Origin of the sequence: Streptomyces microflavus (assembly GCF_014650075.1) — a bacterium.
GTDB lineage: Bacteria > Actinomycetota > Actinomycetes > Streptomycetales > Streptomycetaceae > Streptomyces > Streptomyces microflavus.
Genome location: NZ_BMUG01000006.1, coordinates 71297 through 87348, shown reverse-complemented (window position 1 = coordinate 87348; position 16052 = coordinate 71297). Strand labels below are relative to the sequence as shown.

Genomic DNA, 16052 nt, shown 5'->3' with positions numbered 1-16052 from the left:
CTGCGGAGATGTTTTGCCGCAGAACGCTCTAATTCCGATATGTCGGTGACTTGTTCGTCGCACAGGCGGACAGCAGAGAAGGGGGAATCGTGGCGAAGACCGCGCTCATCACGGGAGTGACCGGCCAGGACGGCTCGTACCTGGCGGAGTTGCTGCTCGACAAGGGGTACACGGTCCATGGCCTGATACGCCGCTCGTCGAGCTTCAACACGGAGCGGATCGACCACATCTACCAGGGTCCCGAGGAGCCGGAGCGCTCCTTCGTCCTGCACCACGCGGACCTCACCGACGGTGTGGCGCTGGTGAACCTGTTGCGCGACATCCAGCCCGACGAGGTCTACAACCTGGGCGCCCAGTCCCATGTGCGGGTCTCCTTCGACGCCCCGCTCTACACCGGTGACGTCACCGGGCTCGGCACCATCCGACTCCTTGAGGCGGTCCGGGCCAGCGGGATCCAGACCCGGATCTACCAGGCGTCGTCCTCCGAGATGTTCGGCGCCAGCCCGCCCCCGCAGAACGAGAAGACCCCGTTCCACCCGCGCAGCCCGTACAGCGTGGCGAAGGTCTACGCGTACTGGGCGACGGTCAACTACCGCGAGGCGTACGACATGTTCGCCGTCAACGGGATCCTCTTCAACCACGAGTCGCCGCGCCGCGGTGAGACCTTCGTGACCCGGAAGATCACCCGGGGCGTCGCCCGGATCAAGGCCGGCCTCCAGGACCGGCTGCACCTGGGCAACCTGGACGCGATCCGGGACTGGGGGTACGCGCCGGAGTACGTGGACGCCATGTGGCGGATGCTCCAGTGCGATACCCCGGACGACTACGTGGTCGCGACCGGTGAGGGGGTCAGTGTCCGGCAGTTCCTGGAGTTCGCCTTCGAGCACGCGGGCCTCGACTGGGCCGAGCATGTGCGGTACGACCCCAAGTACGAACGCCCCAGCGAGGTCGACGCGTTGATCGGTGACGCGTCCAAGGCTGAGGAGCTGCTGGGCTGGAAGCCCGAGGTGAAGTCGCGGGAGCTGGCCCGGATCATGGTCGACGCGGACATCCGCCTGCTCTCGGACCAGCTGACCGGGGCCGCCGTCCGGGTGGACAGATGAGGGGGGCGGGGCTCCGGGAACGTACCGGCGCCCTCACCGCCGCCCTCGCGCTGGCCGCCGGGGTGCTCGCCCCGGTGGCCGCCGCGCCCCCGGCGGCCGCGCTGACCGACCCGGTCGGCTTCACCGCCGACCACCTGCCCACCTACCAGACCAACGGGATCGTGTGGGCGCTGGCGGAGGCCAACGGGGTCGTCTACGCGGGCGGCACCTTCTCCGCCGTCCGCCCGGCCGGAACGCCCTCCGGCGGCAGCTCCACGCCCGCCGTCAACTTCGCCGCCTTCAACGCGGCGACCGGGGCTCCGGCCGGCTGCCCGCTCTCCTTCACCCGGAGCAGCGGCACCGCCACCGTGCGGGCGCTCGCCGTGTCGCCGGACCGGTCGACGCTGTACGTGGGCGGGTACTTCAACGCGGTCAACGGGACGAGCGCCAACGGGCTGGTCGCCGTCGACACGGCCACCTGCACGCGGCGGGCGGGGTTCGCGCCGGACTTCTCGGCGACGGTCCGCGCGCTGGACGTGGCACCGAACGGCACGGTGTACGCGGGCGGCGACTTCCAGTCGGTGAACGGGCAGACCCGGCGCTTCTTCGGCGCGGTGACCCCGGCGGGTGCGGTGACCGGGTGGAATCCGGACGCGGACGACCCGGGGCGGACCCTGAGGGTGACGCCGGACGGGCAGTCGGTGCTGATCGGCGGCGACTTCTTCACCGTGGGCGGCGCCAACTCCCATGCGATCGCGGTGACCGGTGCCACGACCGGAGCCCTCACCCGGGGCTATCCGAACAACTTCATCCCGTCCACGGCCGTCATCAAGGACATCGTCACGGACTCCGCGTCCGGCGGCTGGTACGCGGCCGGTGAGGGCCGGGGCGGCAACTCCTTCGACGGCCGGCTCGCCATGGAGCTGGACGGCTTCGGCCAGCGCTGGCGGGACACCTGCCAGGGGGCGACGCAGGCGCTGCGGGTCCACAAGAGGGTGCTCTACGCGGCGAGCCATGTGCACGACTGCTCGACCATGGGCGGCTTCCCCAACCAGGCGCGCAAGCACCTGACCGCGCAGGGCGTCGACGATCCGGCGCTGCTGGGGTGGCTGCCCGACACGAACGACGGGATCGGGGAGCCGGTCGGGCCGCGCGCGCTGACCGTCGCCACCCGCGAGGGCCGTGACTTCCTTTGGGTGGGCGGGGAGTTCACCACCGTCAACGGGGTGCAGCAGCAGGCGCTGACCCGGTTCGCCAGCACCCCGGACACGGGTGCGCCGAGCCTTCCCGCGGCCAGTGTGTCGGCGCCGCGCGCCGGTGAGGTGCGGGTGAGCTGGCGGTCCTCGCTGGACCTGGACGACAGCCTGCTGACGTACCGGGTGTACCGGAACGGGGGTGCGGTGCCGGTACACACCACGACCGGCTCGTCCCTCTTCTTCAGCCGCCCGCAGCTGACCTTCACCGACCGCAACGTGGCCGCCGGGCAGACGTACTCCTACCGGATCACGGCGACCGACGGCGCCGGCAACACCAGCGCGCTCTCCCCCGCCGTCTCCGTGACCGCCGCCTCCACCGCCTCCCCGTACCAGGAGCGGGTGCTGGCCGACGGGGCCGATCTGTACTGGCGTTACGACGAGCCGGGCGGGGCGTTCGCGGCGGACGCGTCGGACAGCCGGAACGGCGGGGTGTACGTGAACACCCCCACGTACCGGGCCACGCCCTCCGCCGTCGCCGGTTCGGCCGCGCTCTCACTGAACGGCAGCGACGAGTACGTGTACAGCGACCGGCTGCACCGCTACACCTCGCCCACCCCGTACTCCATCGAAACCTGGTTCCGTACGACGTCGACGAGCGGGGGGCGGCTCGTCGGGTACGGCAACAACATCGGTACGGCACAGGGCCACACGAGCTCCGTCTCCGACAAGCTGCTCTACCTCACCGACAACGGCCGGCTCGCCTTCGGCGTCCAGGTCGGCAGCACCAACAGCCGCCCCACCCTGACCAGTTCGGCGGGCTTCAACGACGGGCAGTGGCACCACGCCGTCGCCACCCAGGGGCCCGGCGGGATGGCGCTGTACGTGGACGGGGCGCGGGTCGCCGCCAACACGGCCGCGGGCAACCGCTCGTACAACGGGTACTGGCGGGTCGGCGGTGACGCGATGAACAACGCCTGGCCGAACCGGCCCTCCTCCACCTACTTCGCGGGGCAGGTCGACGAGAGCGCCATCTACCCCTCCGCACTCACCGCCGCCCAGGTCGCCGCCCACCACCAGCTGGCCCAGGCACCCGCCCCGCCCGGCGACACCACGGTGAGCCTCCTGCCCACCGAGGACGCGTACGTCAACGGCGTGGCGGCCAACGCGAACTACAACGACCAGCAGCTGGCCTGCCGGGGCACCACGCCCTACCTGGGCTATCTGCGCTTCACCCTGCCCGCCGCCCCGGCCGGGCAGGTCCTCAAGGGGGCCCGGCTCCAGTTCCGTACGTCGTCGGATCCGACGGCGGGCTCCACCGACAGCCACACCGTGGTGCCGGTCACCGGCGCCTGGACCGAGTCGGCGGTCACCTACAACTCCCGGCCGGCGCTCTCCGCGTCCGTGCTGGGGACCATCACCGGCGCAACCGCCGTCTCCACCGACTACTCGGTGGAGCTCACCGCGCCGGCACTGGGCGGGGCCCTCGGCTCCGCCTACTCACTCGCCCTGACCAGCAGCGGGACGGACAGTCTCCGCATCTGGTCGAGCGAGGCAGGATCGGCGGCCTCCAGGCCGCAGCTCGTTCTCACCTTCGGAGCTGAATGATGAACGGAAGTACGGGGCAAAGATCCGGAGGACGCGGCCGTGTTCGGGCCGCCTCCGCCGCTCTCTGCCTGCTGGCCGGAGCCCTGACCGCCACGGCGGTCGGGGGTTCCCCGGCAGCGGCGCTGACCCCTCCGGTGGCCATCACCGCGGACGACCTCTCCACCTGGCAGACCAACGGCATCGTCTGGTCGATGGCGGCCGGCGACGGCGTCGTCTACGCGGGCGGCACCTTCTCCACCCTGCGGCCGCCCAAGGCCGCACCCGGGACCAATGAGCAGCCCGCGGTGAACTTCGCCGCCTTCGACGCGGCGACAGGGGCGCCCACCGACTGCTCGCTGTCGTTCACGATCTCCTCGGGGACCGCGACCGTACGCTCGCTGGCGCTCTCCCCCGACGGGGAGACGCTCTACGCGGGCGGCCAGTTCGGGGCGGTGAACGGGGAAGGGGTCAGCAACTTCGCTGCCATCGACACCGCGACCTGCACCGTCCGCTCCAACTTCAAGATCGCCGTATCGGCCACCGTTCGGGCGCTCGCCGTCACGTCCGACACGGTCTACCTGGCCGGCGACTTCACCAGCGTCGGAGGCCAGAGCAGGAGCCACTTCGCGGCCGTCTCCACCGCCGGGGCCTCCCTGCTGCCGTTCACGGCCAACGCCGACGAGGTGGCCCGGGCGATCGAGGTGACCCCGGACGGGCAGAACGTGCTGCTCGGCGGGGACTTCTTCCGGATCAACGGCACCACCACCCACGCCCTGGCCGTGGTGAACGCCACCACCGGACAACTCACCAAGACCTACGCGGGGTTCATCCACAACAACTCCACCGTCCAGGACATCACCACCGACGCCACCGGCTTCTACACCGGCAACGAGGGCACCGGCGGCGGGGTCTTCGACGGCCGGATCGCCCTGAACCTGAGCGACTTCCAGCAGCGCTGGCGCGACACCTGCCTGGGCGCCACCCAGGCCGTGGCGGTCTACTCCGGAGTGCTCTACAGCGGCAGCCACGCCCACGACTGCTCCTCCATGGGCGCCTTCCCGGACCAGCCGCGCAAGCACCTGCTGGCCCAGTCGGTCGACGACCCGACGCTGCTGCCCTGGTTCCCGGACACCAACGACGGCATCGGGGAGCCGGTCGGTCCGCGGGTGATGACCCAGACCGCCAAGGGCGACCGCCACTACCTGTGGGTCGGCGGCGAGTTCACCACCGTCAACAGCGCCCCCCAGCAGGGGCTGACCCGGTTCTCGGACGCCCCGGACACCGGGGCGCCCTGGGTGCCCAACGTCAGCCTGTCCACGCTGAATCCGGGGAAGATCGAGGTGAACTGGCAGACCAGCTTCGACACCGACGACGGTGAGCTGACCTACCGGATCTACAAGGACGGGTCGAACACCCCCATCCACACCACGACCGGCTACTCGGTCTTCTGGAACCGGCCGCAGCTGAGCTGGACGGACACCGACGTCGTACCGGGCGAGACCTACTCGTACCGGATCACCGCGAGCGACGGCACCAACACCAGCGCCAAGTCCCCAGCCCAGTCCGCCACCGTGGCCACCACGACCGAGGCCTACCCCGCCCGGGTCAAGGCCGACGGGGCGACCCTCTACTGGCGCTACGACGAGGGCACCTCCACCTTCGCCCACGACAGCAGCGGCAACCTCAACAACGGGTTCCTGCGCAACGGCCCCGCCTACCGGCAGACCCCGGCGGCCGTCGCCGGACCGTCCACCGCGATCGGGTTCAACGGCACCGACGAGTACGCGTACAGCAACCGTCAGCACGCCCAGCCGACCCGCTTCTCGGTGGAGACCTGGATCAAGACCACCACCACCCGTGGCGGGAAGATCATCGGCTTCGGGAACCTGAACCAGCAGAACAGCAGCCGCCACGACAAGCACGTCTACATGCGCAACGACGGGCGCCTCGTGTTCGGCGTCCAGAGCGGTGGAACGCGCACGGTCGCCACCTCGGCCGCCTACAACGACGGCCAGTGGCACCACGTCGTCGCCACCCAGGGCCCCCTCGGCCAGGGGATGTCGCTGTACGTCGACGGGCAGCTGCGCGCGTCGAACATCCTGTACTCCACCAACGAGAACTACCCGGGGTACTGGCGGGTCGGCGGGGACAACCTGTCCGGCTGGCCCAACCGTCCCACCAGCAACTTCTTCGCCGGGGAGATCGACGAGACCGCCGTCTATCCGACCGCGCTGACCGGTTCCCAGGTCAGTGCGCACTACGCCCTGAGGAACAGCTGATCCGATGAGGAATCCGTTCCTGGCCTGCGCCGCCGTCGCCCTGACGGCGGCGGTGCTGGCCTCCTGCGGCTCGTCCGCGGACGGGAACGACCCGGAGGCCGCGGGCGCCCAGCGCCCCGCGGCCTCCGGGCCCTCCGTCCCCGGCCCGTCCGCCACCACGCCCACCACACCCGCTCCGCCCGCCGCGCCCGCCACCGAGGAGCCGGCGGCCCCCGGGCCGTCCGCTCCCGCCGCGACCGCCGAGGGCCCGAAGACACCTTCCGACGAGATCACCCCGGCCACCGGGACCTTCACCAAGAAGCAGAAGGAGTATCTGGAGGACCGGGTGCCCAAGGGCATGGACCCGGCCGCCGTGCTCCAGACCGGCCAGGAGACCTGCGACAAGCTGCGCTACCTGGTCAAGGCCGACCGGGACACCGCCGTGGGCGCGATCGCCACCCAGGAGATCCCCGACGCCCCGGCCGCGGTGGCGGGGCTCTGCCCCCAGCACCAGGACCTGGTCGACGAGGCCGCGTACGCCTATGTGGACGGCACCCACGCCGGGAAGACGCTCCGGCCCGGCGTCTACCGCTCCGCCTCCCCCACGACGAGCTGCTCGTGGCAGATCACCGGGGCCGGCGGCAAGGAGCTGGCCTCCGGTACCTCCGACACCGGAAAGTCCCGGAAGATCACCATCCCGAAGTCCGCCCGTACGTTCACCTCCACAGGCTGCTACGCCTGGCTGGCCGAAGGAGCCAAAGGATGACCGCCGGCAAGACCAAGCTCCCCATAGCCGTGGCGATCCCCACGAAGAACGAGGGCCTGAACATCGCCGAGGCGGTGAAATCGGTGCTCGGCCACTTCGAGGCGGTCGTCGTGGTGGACTCCCACAGCACCGACGACACCGTCAAGATCGCCGAGGAGTGCGGGGCCGAGGTGGTCACGTACACCTGGGACGGGGGCCATCCGCGGAAGAAGCAGTGGTGCCTGGAGAACGTCCGCACCGACCTGGACTGGATCCTGCTGCTCGACGGCGACGAGCGGCTCAGCCCGGGGCTGCTGGCCGAGCTGCGGGAGACCTTCCGTGATCCGTCGGCGCCGAAGCCCGCCGCGTACGACATCCCGCTCGGGTACTGGTTCTCGGGGAAGCGGCTGCGGCACGGATACACCATCCGCAAGCGGTCGTTGACCGACCGCACCCGCTCCTACTACCCGGAGGTCGGGGACCTGGACGCGCCGGGCATCGGGGAGGTGGAGGGCCACTACCAGCCGGTCGCCGCGACCGTGGGGACGCTGGAGAACCCCATCGAGCACCAGGACCTCGACCCGGTCACCGCCTGGTTCGAGCGGCACAACCGGTACTCGGACTGGGAGGCGTGGCTGGAGCAGCACCCCCAGGTGAAGGAGCAGGTGCGCCAGGTCAAGTCACGCCAGGGGCAGTTGTTCCACAAGGCGCCGTTCAAGCCCGTGGTGTCGTTCGCGTACATGTACCTCTACCGGCGGGGCTTCCTGGACGGCCGGGCCGGGCTCGACTTCGCGCTGGCGATGAGCTTCTACCGCTGGCAGATCGCCCTCAAGTCCCGCGAGAAGCCGATACGTTGAACCGCGCGCCGCTCACCCTCGCCTCCGGCGGACCACGTCCTCGTAGGTCCGCCGGAGGGTGGCGGTGACGACCTCGATGGTGAACTGGTCGTTGACCAGGTCCCAGGCGGCCTTGCCCGCCTGCTCGGCGGCCTCCGGCTCCAGCAGCTCCAGGATCGCGTCGGCGACCTTGCGGGCGTTGGCCGCGTCCTCGCCGACCCGGCTGTCGATGACCCGGCCCGCCCCGGCCTCCGCCACATCGGGGGCCTGCCCGCAGGTGCGGGTGATGACGACGGGGGTGCCGACCGACATCGCCTCCAGGACCGAGACCGGGAACGGCTCCTCGATCGCGGGCAGCACGTACACATCGGCCTCGCGTCCCGCGGCGAGGACCTCGTCGTGCTCCAGCGGGCCCACATGGTCCAGGGAGTCCGTGACGCCCAGCTTCCGGGCGAGGGCGAGGGTGCCGGGCAGCGAGCCGGTGTCCGGTCCGGCCAGGACGAAGCGGGCGTCCGGGTGGCGGGCGAGGACGTGCGGCATCGCGGAGACGAAGTCCTCGGGCCGCTTGCGCTTCTGGATCCGGGCGAGGTAGAGCACGGTGGGCGGCCGGCCGGGGTCGCGGGCGGGCTTGCGCTCCTGCGGGCGGACGCCGTTGACCAGCCGTACGGTGCGGGTGAGCGGGACGGGGGCGGCGACGGCGTTCACATCGAGCCGCTCCATCTCGGTGAGGTGCAGGACGGCGTCCGCGCTGCGCAGCACCTTGCGCACCCCGAGCAGGTCGGTGAGCTGGGCGACCTTTTTCTCGGTCGGGTCGATCATGCCGTGGGTCTGGACGACCAGCGGCGTCCGGGTCGCCAGTGCGAGCAGCGCGGCGGGCAGGGTCACCAGGTCCCGCATCAGATGGACGTGTACGAGGTCGGCGCCGCGCATCATGCGGCGTGCGGTGTTCAGCAGCGCGGCGGAGGTGATACCGCTGACCTCGAACATCGGGAGCAGGTGCCGGGCCTGGAAGAGGTGGACCGGAACTCCCTCGACATGGCTGGGCAGTTCGCCGTCGGGGAAACCGTCTCCGAGGGCCATGATGCGGGCGTCGTCCCCGGCGGCCCGCTGGACCTTGGACAGGTTGAGCGCCACCCGGGTCGGACCGCCGAAGGCGTGGTCCGGGGTATGGAGCGTGACGACGTGCAGGATTTTCACCAGAGTTCCCCTCGACTGCGGCAAGTTGTTCACAGGGTAGTCATTGGATCCCCTCAAGTGGGTTGATTCGTTAGAGTGTTCAGCGGTTCACTGAACGGGGGGCGCATGACGTCGGTGCACACGTCGGCGCACGGACCGGCCGAGGAGATGGCCGGGGGACCGGCAGTCGACGCGGCCGCGCGTCCGGAGCGGTCCAGGGCCCGCGGCGGGCCCTTCGAACCCCCCGAGCGGCCGATCGCCTGGGCGATGCTGTCTCGGGCGGTGTCGGTGCCGCTCATCCTGGGTCTGGTCTGCTTCCTGCCCGCGGTGATCGCCGCACAGCCCGGCAACGGCGTCCGGGACACCGCGTACTGGCTCCAGCTGGTCCTGACCTGCTATGCGGGGGCCCGGCTGGCGACGATGATCCTCTCCACCCGGCGGCGGCTGCTCCAGGGCGTCTTCTGGATGTTCGTGTACATCGCCATGGGCGTGGCCCCCTTCGCCCAGGTGGTGATCGGGCAGACGCCGACACCGATGGTGGGGCCGCGGCAGGATCTGATCACGGCCGTCGCGATGGTCCTGCTGGGGTGTGCCGCCTACGATCTGGGGGCGCTGCTGGCCTCACGGCGCCCGCTGCGGCGCCGTACGCCCTCCGCGCGGAGCGCGGGCGGCGGGCCGGCCGTGGCCCACCCGGTGCGGCTGCGGCTGCTGGTGGTGCTGGCGTTCGCGGCGAGCGCGTTCTACGTGCTGAAGCTCGGCGGGCCGGCGGTCTTCTTCTCCAGCCGCCAGGAGATCACCGAGACCGTCGCGGCGAGCGGGGTGGTCACGGAGGGGTCCAATGTGGGCTCGGCCTTCATCAAGGGCTTCGGCCAGGTCCCGGCGCTGCTGGCGCTGCTCCTCTACACCCGCCGCCTGGCGACCTCCTACCGGGCCCGCCGCACCCCGTCGACGGTGCTGGTCTGGGTGGCGCTGGGGGCGCTGAACCTGGTGGTGAACAACCCGATCTCCAACGCCCGTTACTGGTTCCTGACGGTGCTGATGGCGTTCGTGTTCACCGCGATGCCGAGCAGTGCGGCGGTCTACCGCACGGTGCTGGCGACGGGAGTGGTGGGGGCGCTGGTGGTGTTCCCGTACGCGGACAAGTTCCGGTACGACGACGAGGGGCAGCGGCCCGCGCAGTCGGCCTCGGTCTTCGAGCCGCTGGTGACCAAGGACTACGACCAGATGGTGATGTTCGCCAACACCATCTCGTGGGTCGACACCCGGGGCCACACCTACGGCCGCCAGCTGACGGGCTCCGCACTGTTCTTCGTGCCGCGCGCGGTGTGGAGCGGGAAGCCGGAGGACACCGGGGTCCGGGTCGGGCAGTGGATGGGGCTGCGGATGACCAACCTCTCGGCCCCGCTGTGGACCGAGTTCTGGGTCGACTTCGGCGCGACCGGGATGGCCGGCGGGATGGCGCTGATCGGGTACGCGGCGGCCCGTACCGACCGCCGGTACGCGCGGGCCGTCACCCGTGCGGGGCCCGGCCCCGGGAGTGTGCTGGCCATCGCCGCGCCGCTGATCGCCGGGTACACCTTCATCCTGCTGCGCGGCCCGCTGCTCCAGGCGGCGGGGAAGCTGGCCATCGCCGCGCTCTGTCTGCTGCTGATCAGCACGTTCAGGGAGCAGAGGGCAGGACGCCGGCGGTGACGGCCTCGTCGGGGGCCGCCTTCCGGCGCCGGATCCGGGCGACCCGGATCCAGGTGGCGGCGGCCTTGCAGAGCGAGCCGAGGAAGAGCCCCCAGGCGGCGCCGAGGACGCCCCCGATAACGTAACCGCCCGCGAGGAACGCCACGGCGGTGAGCGAGAAGACCACCTGGACGGCGAGCGTGGTGCGCGGGTCGAGCATCCGCAGGGCGAGCATTCCGCAGGTGCCGACGGCCATCGCCGCGTACTGGCTGCCGGTCGCGGGCAGCAGGGCGGCGGCCACGGACCAGGTGTCGCCGAGGAGTTGGCGCCCCGCGCTGTCGGGGAGCAGGGCCAGGACGGTGGCCCAGAGTCCGGCGGTGGCGGCGAGGGCGGCGGCGAGGGCGGCGGTGGCCCGGACGCGTCGGCGCTCCTCGGTGATGCGGCCGAGCAGCGGGGGGCCGAAGGAGGTGGCGGAGGTGAACAGCACGTTGAGCGGCCCGAACAGGGTGGTCGCCCCGCGCAGGGCGCCGACGAGCAGCGGGTTGCCGACGGCGCCGAGTCCGAGGACGGAGAGCTGGCTGGTCGCGTTGCCCACCCCGAACTCGACGGTGAACCGCTGCCCGAGGTGGCCGCGCCGGAGCATCGGCCGCAGCACCAGCGGGGCCCCGGCGGTGGAGCGGTGGAGCAGGGCGGCGGAGAGCAGGAGCGCGGGCAGGGCGGAGAGGCCCCAGACGGTGATCAGGAGGGCCGGGGACGCCCCGTACACCTGGGCCCCGAGCGCCCCGAGGACGCAGGCCAGGCGCAACAGGTCGGAGAGCAGGGCGAGATGGGGCTGCTGGAGGGTGGAGAAGGCGTACCGGACGGCGTCCTGGCCCAGCACGACCGGCAGGACCAGGCCCAGCGTCAGGAGGGCCCACGCGGTGTCCCCGGGGACGAGGAAGCAGACGGCGGCCAGGAGCGCGCCGAGCGCGGCGGCGGCGAGGACGGTGAAGACGACGGCGGAACGGCAGGCGCTCCGGGTCTCCTCCCCTCCCCCGCGCCTGAGGACCAGCGGCTGCCCGGTGTACGCGCCCGAGACGCCGAGCAGCACCGTGAAGACCAGGTAGACCGCGGAGAAGCGGGCGAAGTCGGCGACGGTGGAGAGCCGGGCGGCGGCCACCAGCACGAGGATGTTGGTGAGCGCCGCCACGCCCTGGTCCGCGACCGAGCAGAGGACGGCCGTACGGGCTCTCACCGCCGCGCCGCCGGAAGCGTTAAGGAGCGCAGGCCGAGGGTCTCGGTGGGATCGCCGGTGATCTCGGGTGCGTCCGGCTCGGCGGTCGGGGTGGGCCCGCCGCCGCCGTTGCGGCGCCGGCCGGACTTCGGCCGGCGCTCCGACCGGGTCAGCCGCCGCCGGCCCGGGTGGAGCAGGGCGCCGAGGACGGAGCCGCCGGAGGCGCCGATGATCTCGCGGATGCGCTCCAGGTCGCTGCGGTGCACCGCGCGCGGGTCGCAGACGATCATGACGCCCTCCACCCGGTCCACCAGGGCGACCGCGTCCGCGTAGGAGAGGACGGGCGGGGCGAGGACGATGACGACGCTGCCGGGCCGGTCGGCCTCGGCGACGATGCGGCCGACAGGGGTGGAGGTGAGGGCGCGCGGGACGTTGTCGACGGTGGTGCCGGGGATCAGGGCGAAGGCCCCGGAGCCGGGGACGTCCACGTTGGAGCGGCCGCCGGTGGGCCAGCTGCCGTCGCCCTCCTCGGCGGCCCAGCGCGGCGGGCGGACCTCGTGCGCGGCGGGGCCCAGGGCGCGGGCGAGGGAGGGCGTACGCAGATCGGCCTCGACGAGCAGGACGTCCCGGCCCATCTCGGCGAAGGCGGCGGCCAGGTTGGCGGCGGCTGCCGCGGCCTCCTCGTTGTCGCCGCGCGGGGCGGTGACCAGCAGTCGGCGGCTCTCGGCGAACGAGGGGTCGTAGGCGAGCCGGAAGGCGACGGCCCGGTACTCCTCGGCGAGCCGGGAGCCGCTGCGGCCGATGGCGAGCACCGACCCGGTGGCGGTGCGTTCGCGGGGCAGGGTGCCGAGCAGCGGGGCGCCGAGCGAGCGGACCAGCTCGCGGCCGGAGCGTACGGCGGGGTCGAAGACGAGCCGGACCCAGGAGAGCAGCAGCCCGAGGGCGAGGCCGACGACACCGCCGAGGCCGAGCAGCAGCGGCAGGCCGGGGCCGGTGGGCGCGGTGGGGGCGACGGGCTTCTTGTTGAGGTAGCCGGGGGTGGTGTCCAGGGCCTTGAGCTCGGAGATCTTCCGGCTGAGCTCGGAGATGGAGACGATGATGTTGGCCCGGGCGCTGGTGACGTCGTCGGCCGCGCCCGAGCCGGTCTGCTTCTCCAGCAGGTCGCGCTTCTCCTCCAGCGGGTCGAGCTGGGCCCGGTAGCCGTCGGACATGTTCTTGATGGATTCCTCGGTGCGCGCCTTGCGGTGGGCCAGATAGGCGCCTGCCAGGGCTTCGGCGCGGGCCCGGGACTGCTCGGGGGTGGCGCCGGTGTAGGCGAAGCGGAGGGTGAGGGTGTTGGGCGGGTTGGTGACCTGGAGCCCGGCGAGCAGCTCCCGGGCGGTCACGTCGTCGCCCTTCTTGAGCAGGGTGCCCGCGGCGAGGGTGCCGACGGTGTCGCTGACGGCGGTCTGCCGCTCGGAGCCGATGTTGATGCCCTTGTCGGCGGTGGCGCCGCTCGCGAAGGGGTCGGAGATGGCGGAGCGGACGAGCACCTCGCCGGTGGCGGTGTAGGTGTCCTCGCCGCTGAGGGCGAGGTAGCCGCCGCCGAGCAGCCCGATCACGACACCGACCGCCAGCAGCGCCCGGTAGCGCAGGAGCTGGCGGAACTGGTCGCGCAGCAGCGCCGGTTCGTCCTGGTCGTCCAGGACACGGTTCACAGGTGTCATCGGCTCGGGCTCCCTTGTCCGTCCTGCAGGGCCTCGGCGAGCAGGGCGTCGAAGCGGGCGAGGCCCGCCTCCCGGCTCAGGTGGCGTGCGACATACTGCGGCCCCTCCGCCCCGAGGGCGTCGGCCGCGGCCGGGTCGGCGGCCAGCTTCCGCAACGCCGCCAGCAGGGCGGCCGGGTCCTCGGGGGCGACGAGCACCCCGGCCCCGGAGCGGCGCACCTCGTCGGCGGTGCCGCCCTCGTCGGCGACGGAGGCGATGACCGGGCGGCCGGAGACGAAGTACGAGGTGAGCTTGGAGGGGACGCTCATGTCGAGGACGGAGGCCCGCTGGGTCACCGCGAGGACGTCGGCGGCGGCGAGGACGTCGGTGAACTCCCCGGCCCCCGCGGGCTCCAGGAAGTCCACGTTGGGCAGCCCCTCGGCGCGGGCGCGCAGGGCGTCGCGCTGGTTGCCGTCGCCCATCAGGACGATCCGGACGTCCGCGGCGAGGCGGGCGGTGTCGATCAGGACTTCGAGGCCCTGCTTGAGGCCCATGTTGCCGGAGTGCAGCAGGACGGGTGTCGAGGGGCCCCAGCCGAGCCGGGCCCGGGTGGCGGCCCGGTCGGCGGTGGGGGCCTGCACATGGGTCCAGTTGGGGACGATCCGGATGCGGCCGGGGTCGACGCCGAGGGCGGTGACGCCGGGGACGAAGCTCTCGTGGATGACCCCGACGAGGGCCGCGCCGCTCAGGGCGTACCGCTCGGCCGCCGCGGCGACGGTGGCCGCCCGGCCGCCGCCCCGTATGCCGCTCTGGGCGGCGGCCGCGCCCATCAGGTCCTGGACGACGGGGAGGTACGGGACGCGGTGGCGGCGGGCCAGGCGGGCGCCGATGACACCGCCGGCGAGGCTGGGCATCTGCGCGATCACGGCGTCGGGTCTGCCCGGCGGCGGCGCGATCAGCCCGGTGGCGAGCACGGAGGCCTCGAACGCGGCTCTGCGCAGGGCGGTCTGACGGGGCGGCACATAGTGTCTGCGCCGGTGCACGCCGACGCCGCCGCGTATCTCCACCGTCCGCCACACGCTCCGGTACGCCTCGTCCAGCTGCCAGGACGGGTAGTGCGGCATACCGGTGAGCGCACGCACCCGGGCGCCGGACGCGGCCCAGTGCTCGGCGAGTTGAGTGGCGTACGGGCCGATGCCCGTGACCTCCGGTGCGTAGTTCGTCGAGACCACCAGAAGGCGGCGGTTCAGAAACGGCCTGTGCCGTTCGGCATCGGACATCGGACGATCGCCTTCCCCCCACGACAGCCGCTGCCCCCTGCGGGAACAGCCCCTGTCGAGCTTATCCGTTCACGGCTTGCACAAGTGTTCTTCACAGTAAGGTCGTTGGAACATCACCGGATCACGTTGACCGTGGGGGGAGAGATACGGATGGTGCAGCACAGGGTGGGGTACGCGCCCGGGGTGTACGACCTGTTCCACGTGGGCCACCTCAACATCCTGCGGCATGCCCGCAGTCAGTGCGACTACCTGGTCGCGGGGGTCGTCTCGGACGAGATGGCCGCGCTCGCCAAGGGCCACACGCCCGTGATCCCGCTGCGCGAGCGGCTGGAGATCGTCCGCAGTGTGCGGTTCGTCGACGCCGCGTTCGTGGAGACCGTGCCGGACAAGGTCGAGACCTGGCAGCAGGTCCGGTTCGACGTGATCTTCAAGGGCGACGACTGGCGGGGCACGGAGAAGGGGAAGAAGCTGGAGCGCGACTTCGCCGAGGTCGGCGTGGAGGTCGTCTACTTCCCGTACACCGTGCACACGTCCAGCACCCAGCTGCGCCGGGCGCTGGACGTCCTGGTCAGCCGGGACGGAGCGCTCTCAGCTCCCTGAACCACTTGGTGAGGAACGCCGCCAGGAAGAGCGTGTGGACCACCGCGAGCGCGGCGTACCCGGCCCGGAAGGCCCCGGGTGCGCCGAGCAGCAGGAAGACCAGGCAGAACACCCCGTAGTCGGCGGGCAGCAGGGCGACTGCCCGCGCCCTTGATACGGGAGCGGCCGTGGAGCCCGCCGGTGCGCCGGCAGCCGCCGCCTTTCCGAGCTGTTCGCGCAGCAGCCCCGCGCAGAAGGTCACCACGGCGGCCAGCTGGAAGCCCAGCGGCAGCAACAGCCATGCGTCCGAGGGCAGTTCGCCGAAGCGGTAGAAGGAGATCAGTACGGCGGCGTGGACGAGCAGCAGTTTGCCGCAGTCCACGACGTGGTCCAGCCACTCCCCGTCGGGCCCGCCCCGGCCGGTGAGCCGGGCGAGCTGGCCGTCGGCGGAGTCGAAGGCGAAGCCGACTGCCAGCGCCGCGTAGACCACGAGCCCCAGCGTCCAGGACGGCTGCACGAGTGCCACTGCCGCAAGTGCTGCGTAGGTGAAAACCGCGCTGACCAGTGTGACTTGATTGGGTGTCAGCCCGGCCCGGTACGCGCCCGCCGCGAGCACCCGCCCGGCCGGGCGGTTCACGTACCGCGAGTAGAGCGAGACGCCCTTGGCGCTCTTCTGTGCGCCGCGCAGTTCGCGCAGCACTGTGCCCGTGCTTCCCATACGCCCCCCAGCGTCCGGCATTGCCCGCA

General features: G+C 72.0%; 12 protein-coding genes. 7 read left to right on the top strand and 5 right to left on the bottom strand.

Features of this window, described 5'->3' with window-relative positions:
* Nucleotides 1-89: 89 nt before the first annotated feature.
* From gmd to IE264_RS18545, 5 genes are read left to right on the top strand one after another with little or no spacing between them, the layout of a single operon-like run.
* Nucleotides 90-1103, top strand: a complete 1014-nt coding sequence (gene gmd, locus IE264_RS18565) for a GDP-mannose 4,6-dehydratase (protein ID WP_015612097.1) — start codon at nt 90-92, stop codon at nt 1101-1103.
* The gene (locus IE264_RS18560) at nt 1100-3883 is read left to right on the top strand and encodes a DNRLRE domain-containing protein (RefSeq protein ID WP_051821672.1); all 2784 of its coding nucleotides are present in this window, start codon (nt 1100-1102) and stop codon (nt 3881-3883) included. Before gmd ends, IE264_RS18560 begins: the two co-directional genes overlap by 4 nt.
* On the top strand, nt 3880-6141 hold the full coding sequence (locus tag IE264_RS18555; RefSeq protein ID WP_032753532.1) for a LamG-like jellyroll fold domain-containing protein: 2262 nt from the start codon (nt 3880-3882) through the stop codon (nt 6139-6141). The genes IE264_RS18560 and IE264_RS18555 overlap by 4 nt, the downstream gene beginning before the upstream one ends.
* A 4-nt stretch (nt 6142-6145) precedes the next feature.
* Nucleotides 6146-6886 (top strand): Rv1352/Rv1906c domain-containing protein, encoded by a 741-nt coding sequence (locus tag IE264_RS18550; RefSeq protein ID WP_015612094.1) that lies wholly within the window; start codon nt 6146-6148, stop codon nt 6884-6886.
* Nucleotides 6883-7722, top strand: coding sequence for a glycosyltransferase family 2 protein (locus tag IE264_RS18545; protein WP_032753531.1), 840 nt, complete (start codon nt 6883-6885; stop codon nt 7720-7722). Before IE264_RS18550 ends, IE264_RS18545 begins: the two co-directional genes overlap by 4 nt.
* 12 nt (nt 7723-7734) lie before the next feature.
* Here the strand turns inward: IE264_RS18545 and IE264_RS18540 are convergent, their stop codons facing one another.
* Nucleotides 7735-8898 (bottom strand): glycosyltransferase, encoded by a 1164-nt coding sequence (locus IE264_RS18540; RefSeq protein WP_032753530.1) that lies wholly within the window; start codon nt 8896-8898, stop codon nt 7735-7737.
* A gap of 105 nt (nt 8899-9003) precedes the next feature.
* Here IE264_RS18540 and IE264_RS18535 point away from each other — a divergent pair, with 105 nt between their 5' ends.
* Nucleotides 9004-10569 carry a hypothetical protein gene (locus tag IE264_RS18535; RefSeq protein WP_032753529.1) on the top strand — a complete coding sequence of 522 codons (1566 nt, stop codon included), beginning with the start codon at nt 9004-9006 and terminating at the stop codon, nt 10567-10569.
* Here IE264_RS18535 and IE264_RS18530 read toward each other — a convergent pair.
* Genes IE264_RS18530 through IE264_RS18520 form a run of 3 tightly spaced genes read right to left on the bottom strand, consistent with a single transcriptional unit; the run spans nt 10538 to nt 14726 of the window.
* On the bottom strand, nt 10538-11782 hold the full coding sequence (locus IE264_RS18530) for an MATE family efflux transporter (protein WP_032753528.1): 1245 nt from the start codon (nt 11780-11782) through the stop codon (nt 10538-10540). The two genes, IE264_RS18535 and IE264_RS18530, sit on opposite strands and share 32 nt — an antisense overlap.
* The gene (locus IE264_RS18525) at nt 11779-13467 is read right to left on the bottom strand and encodes a tyrosine-protein kinase domain-containing protein (RefSeq protein WP_032753527.1); all 1689 of its coding nucleotides are present in this window, start codon (nt 13465-13467) and stop codon (nt 11779-11781) included. The genes IE264_RS18530 and IE264_RS18525 overlap by 4 nt, the downstream gene beginning before the upstream one ends.
* Nucleotides 13464-14726: a glycosyltransferase gene (locus IE264_RS18520; protein WP_032753526.1), complete on the bottom strand. Its 1263-nt coding sequence runs from the start codon at nt 14724-14726 to the stop codon at nt 13464-13466. The genes IE264_RS18525 and IE264_RS18520 overlap by 4 nt, the downstream gene beginning before the upstream one ends.
* A gap of 150 nt (nt 14727-14876) precedes the next feature.
* Here IE264_RS18520 and IE264_RS18515 point away from each other — a divergent pair, with 150 nt between their 5' ends.
* Nucleotides 14877-15326 carry an FAD synthase family protein gene (locus IE264_RS18515; RefSeq protein WP_015612087.1) on the top strand — a complete coding sequence of 150 codons (450 nt, stop codon included), beginning with the start codon at nt 14877-14879 and terminating at the stop codon, nt 15324-15326.
* Here the strand turns inward: IE264_RS18515 and IE264_RS18510 are convergent.
* Nucleotides 15295-16023 (bottom strand): CDP-alcohol phosphatidyltransferase family protein, encoded by a 729-nt coding sequence (locus IE264_RS18510; RefSeq protein ID WP_032753524.1) that lies wholly within the window; start codon nt 16021-16023, stop codon nt 15295-15297. The genes IE264_RS18515 and IE264_RS18510 overlap by 32 nt on opposite strands.
* Between the last annotated feature and the right edge of the window lie 29 nt (nt 16024-16052).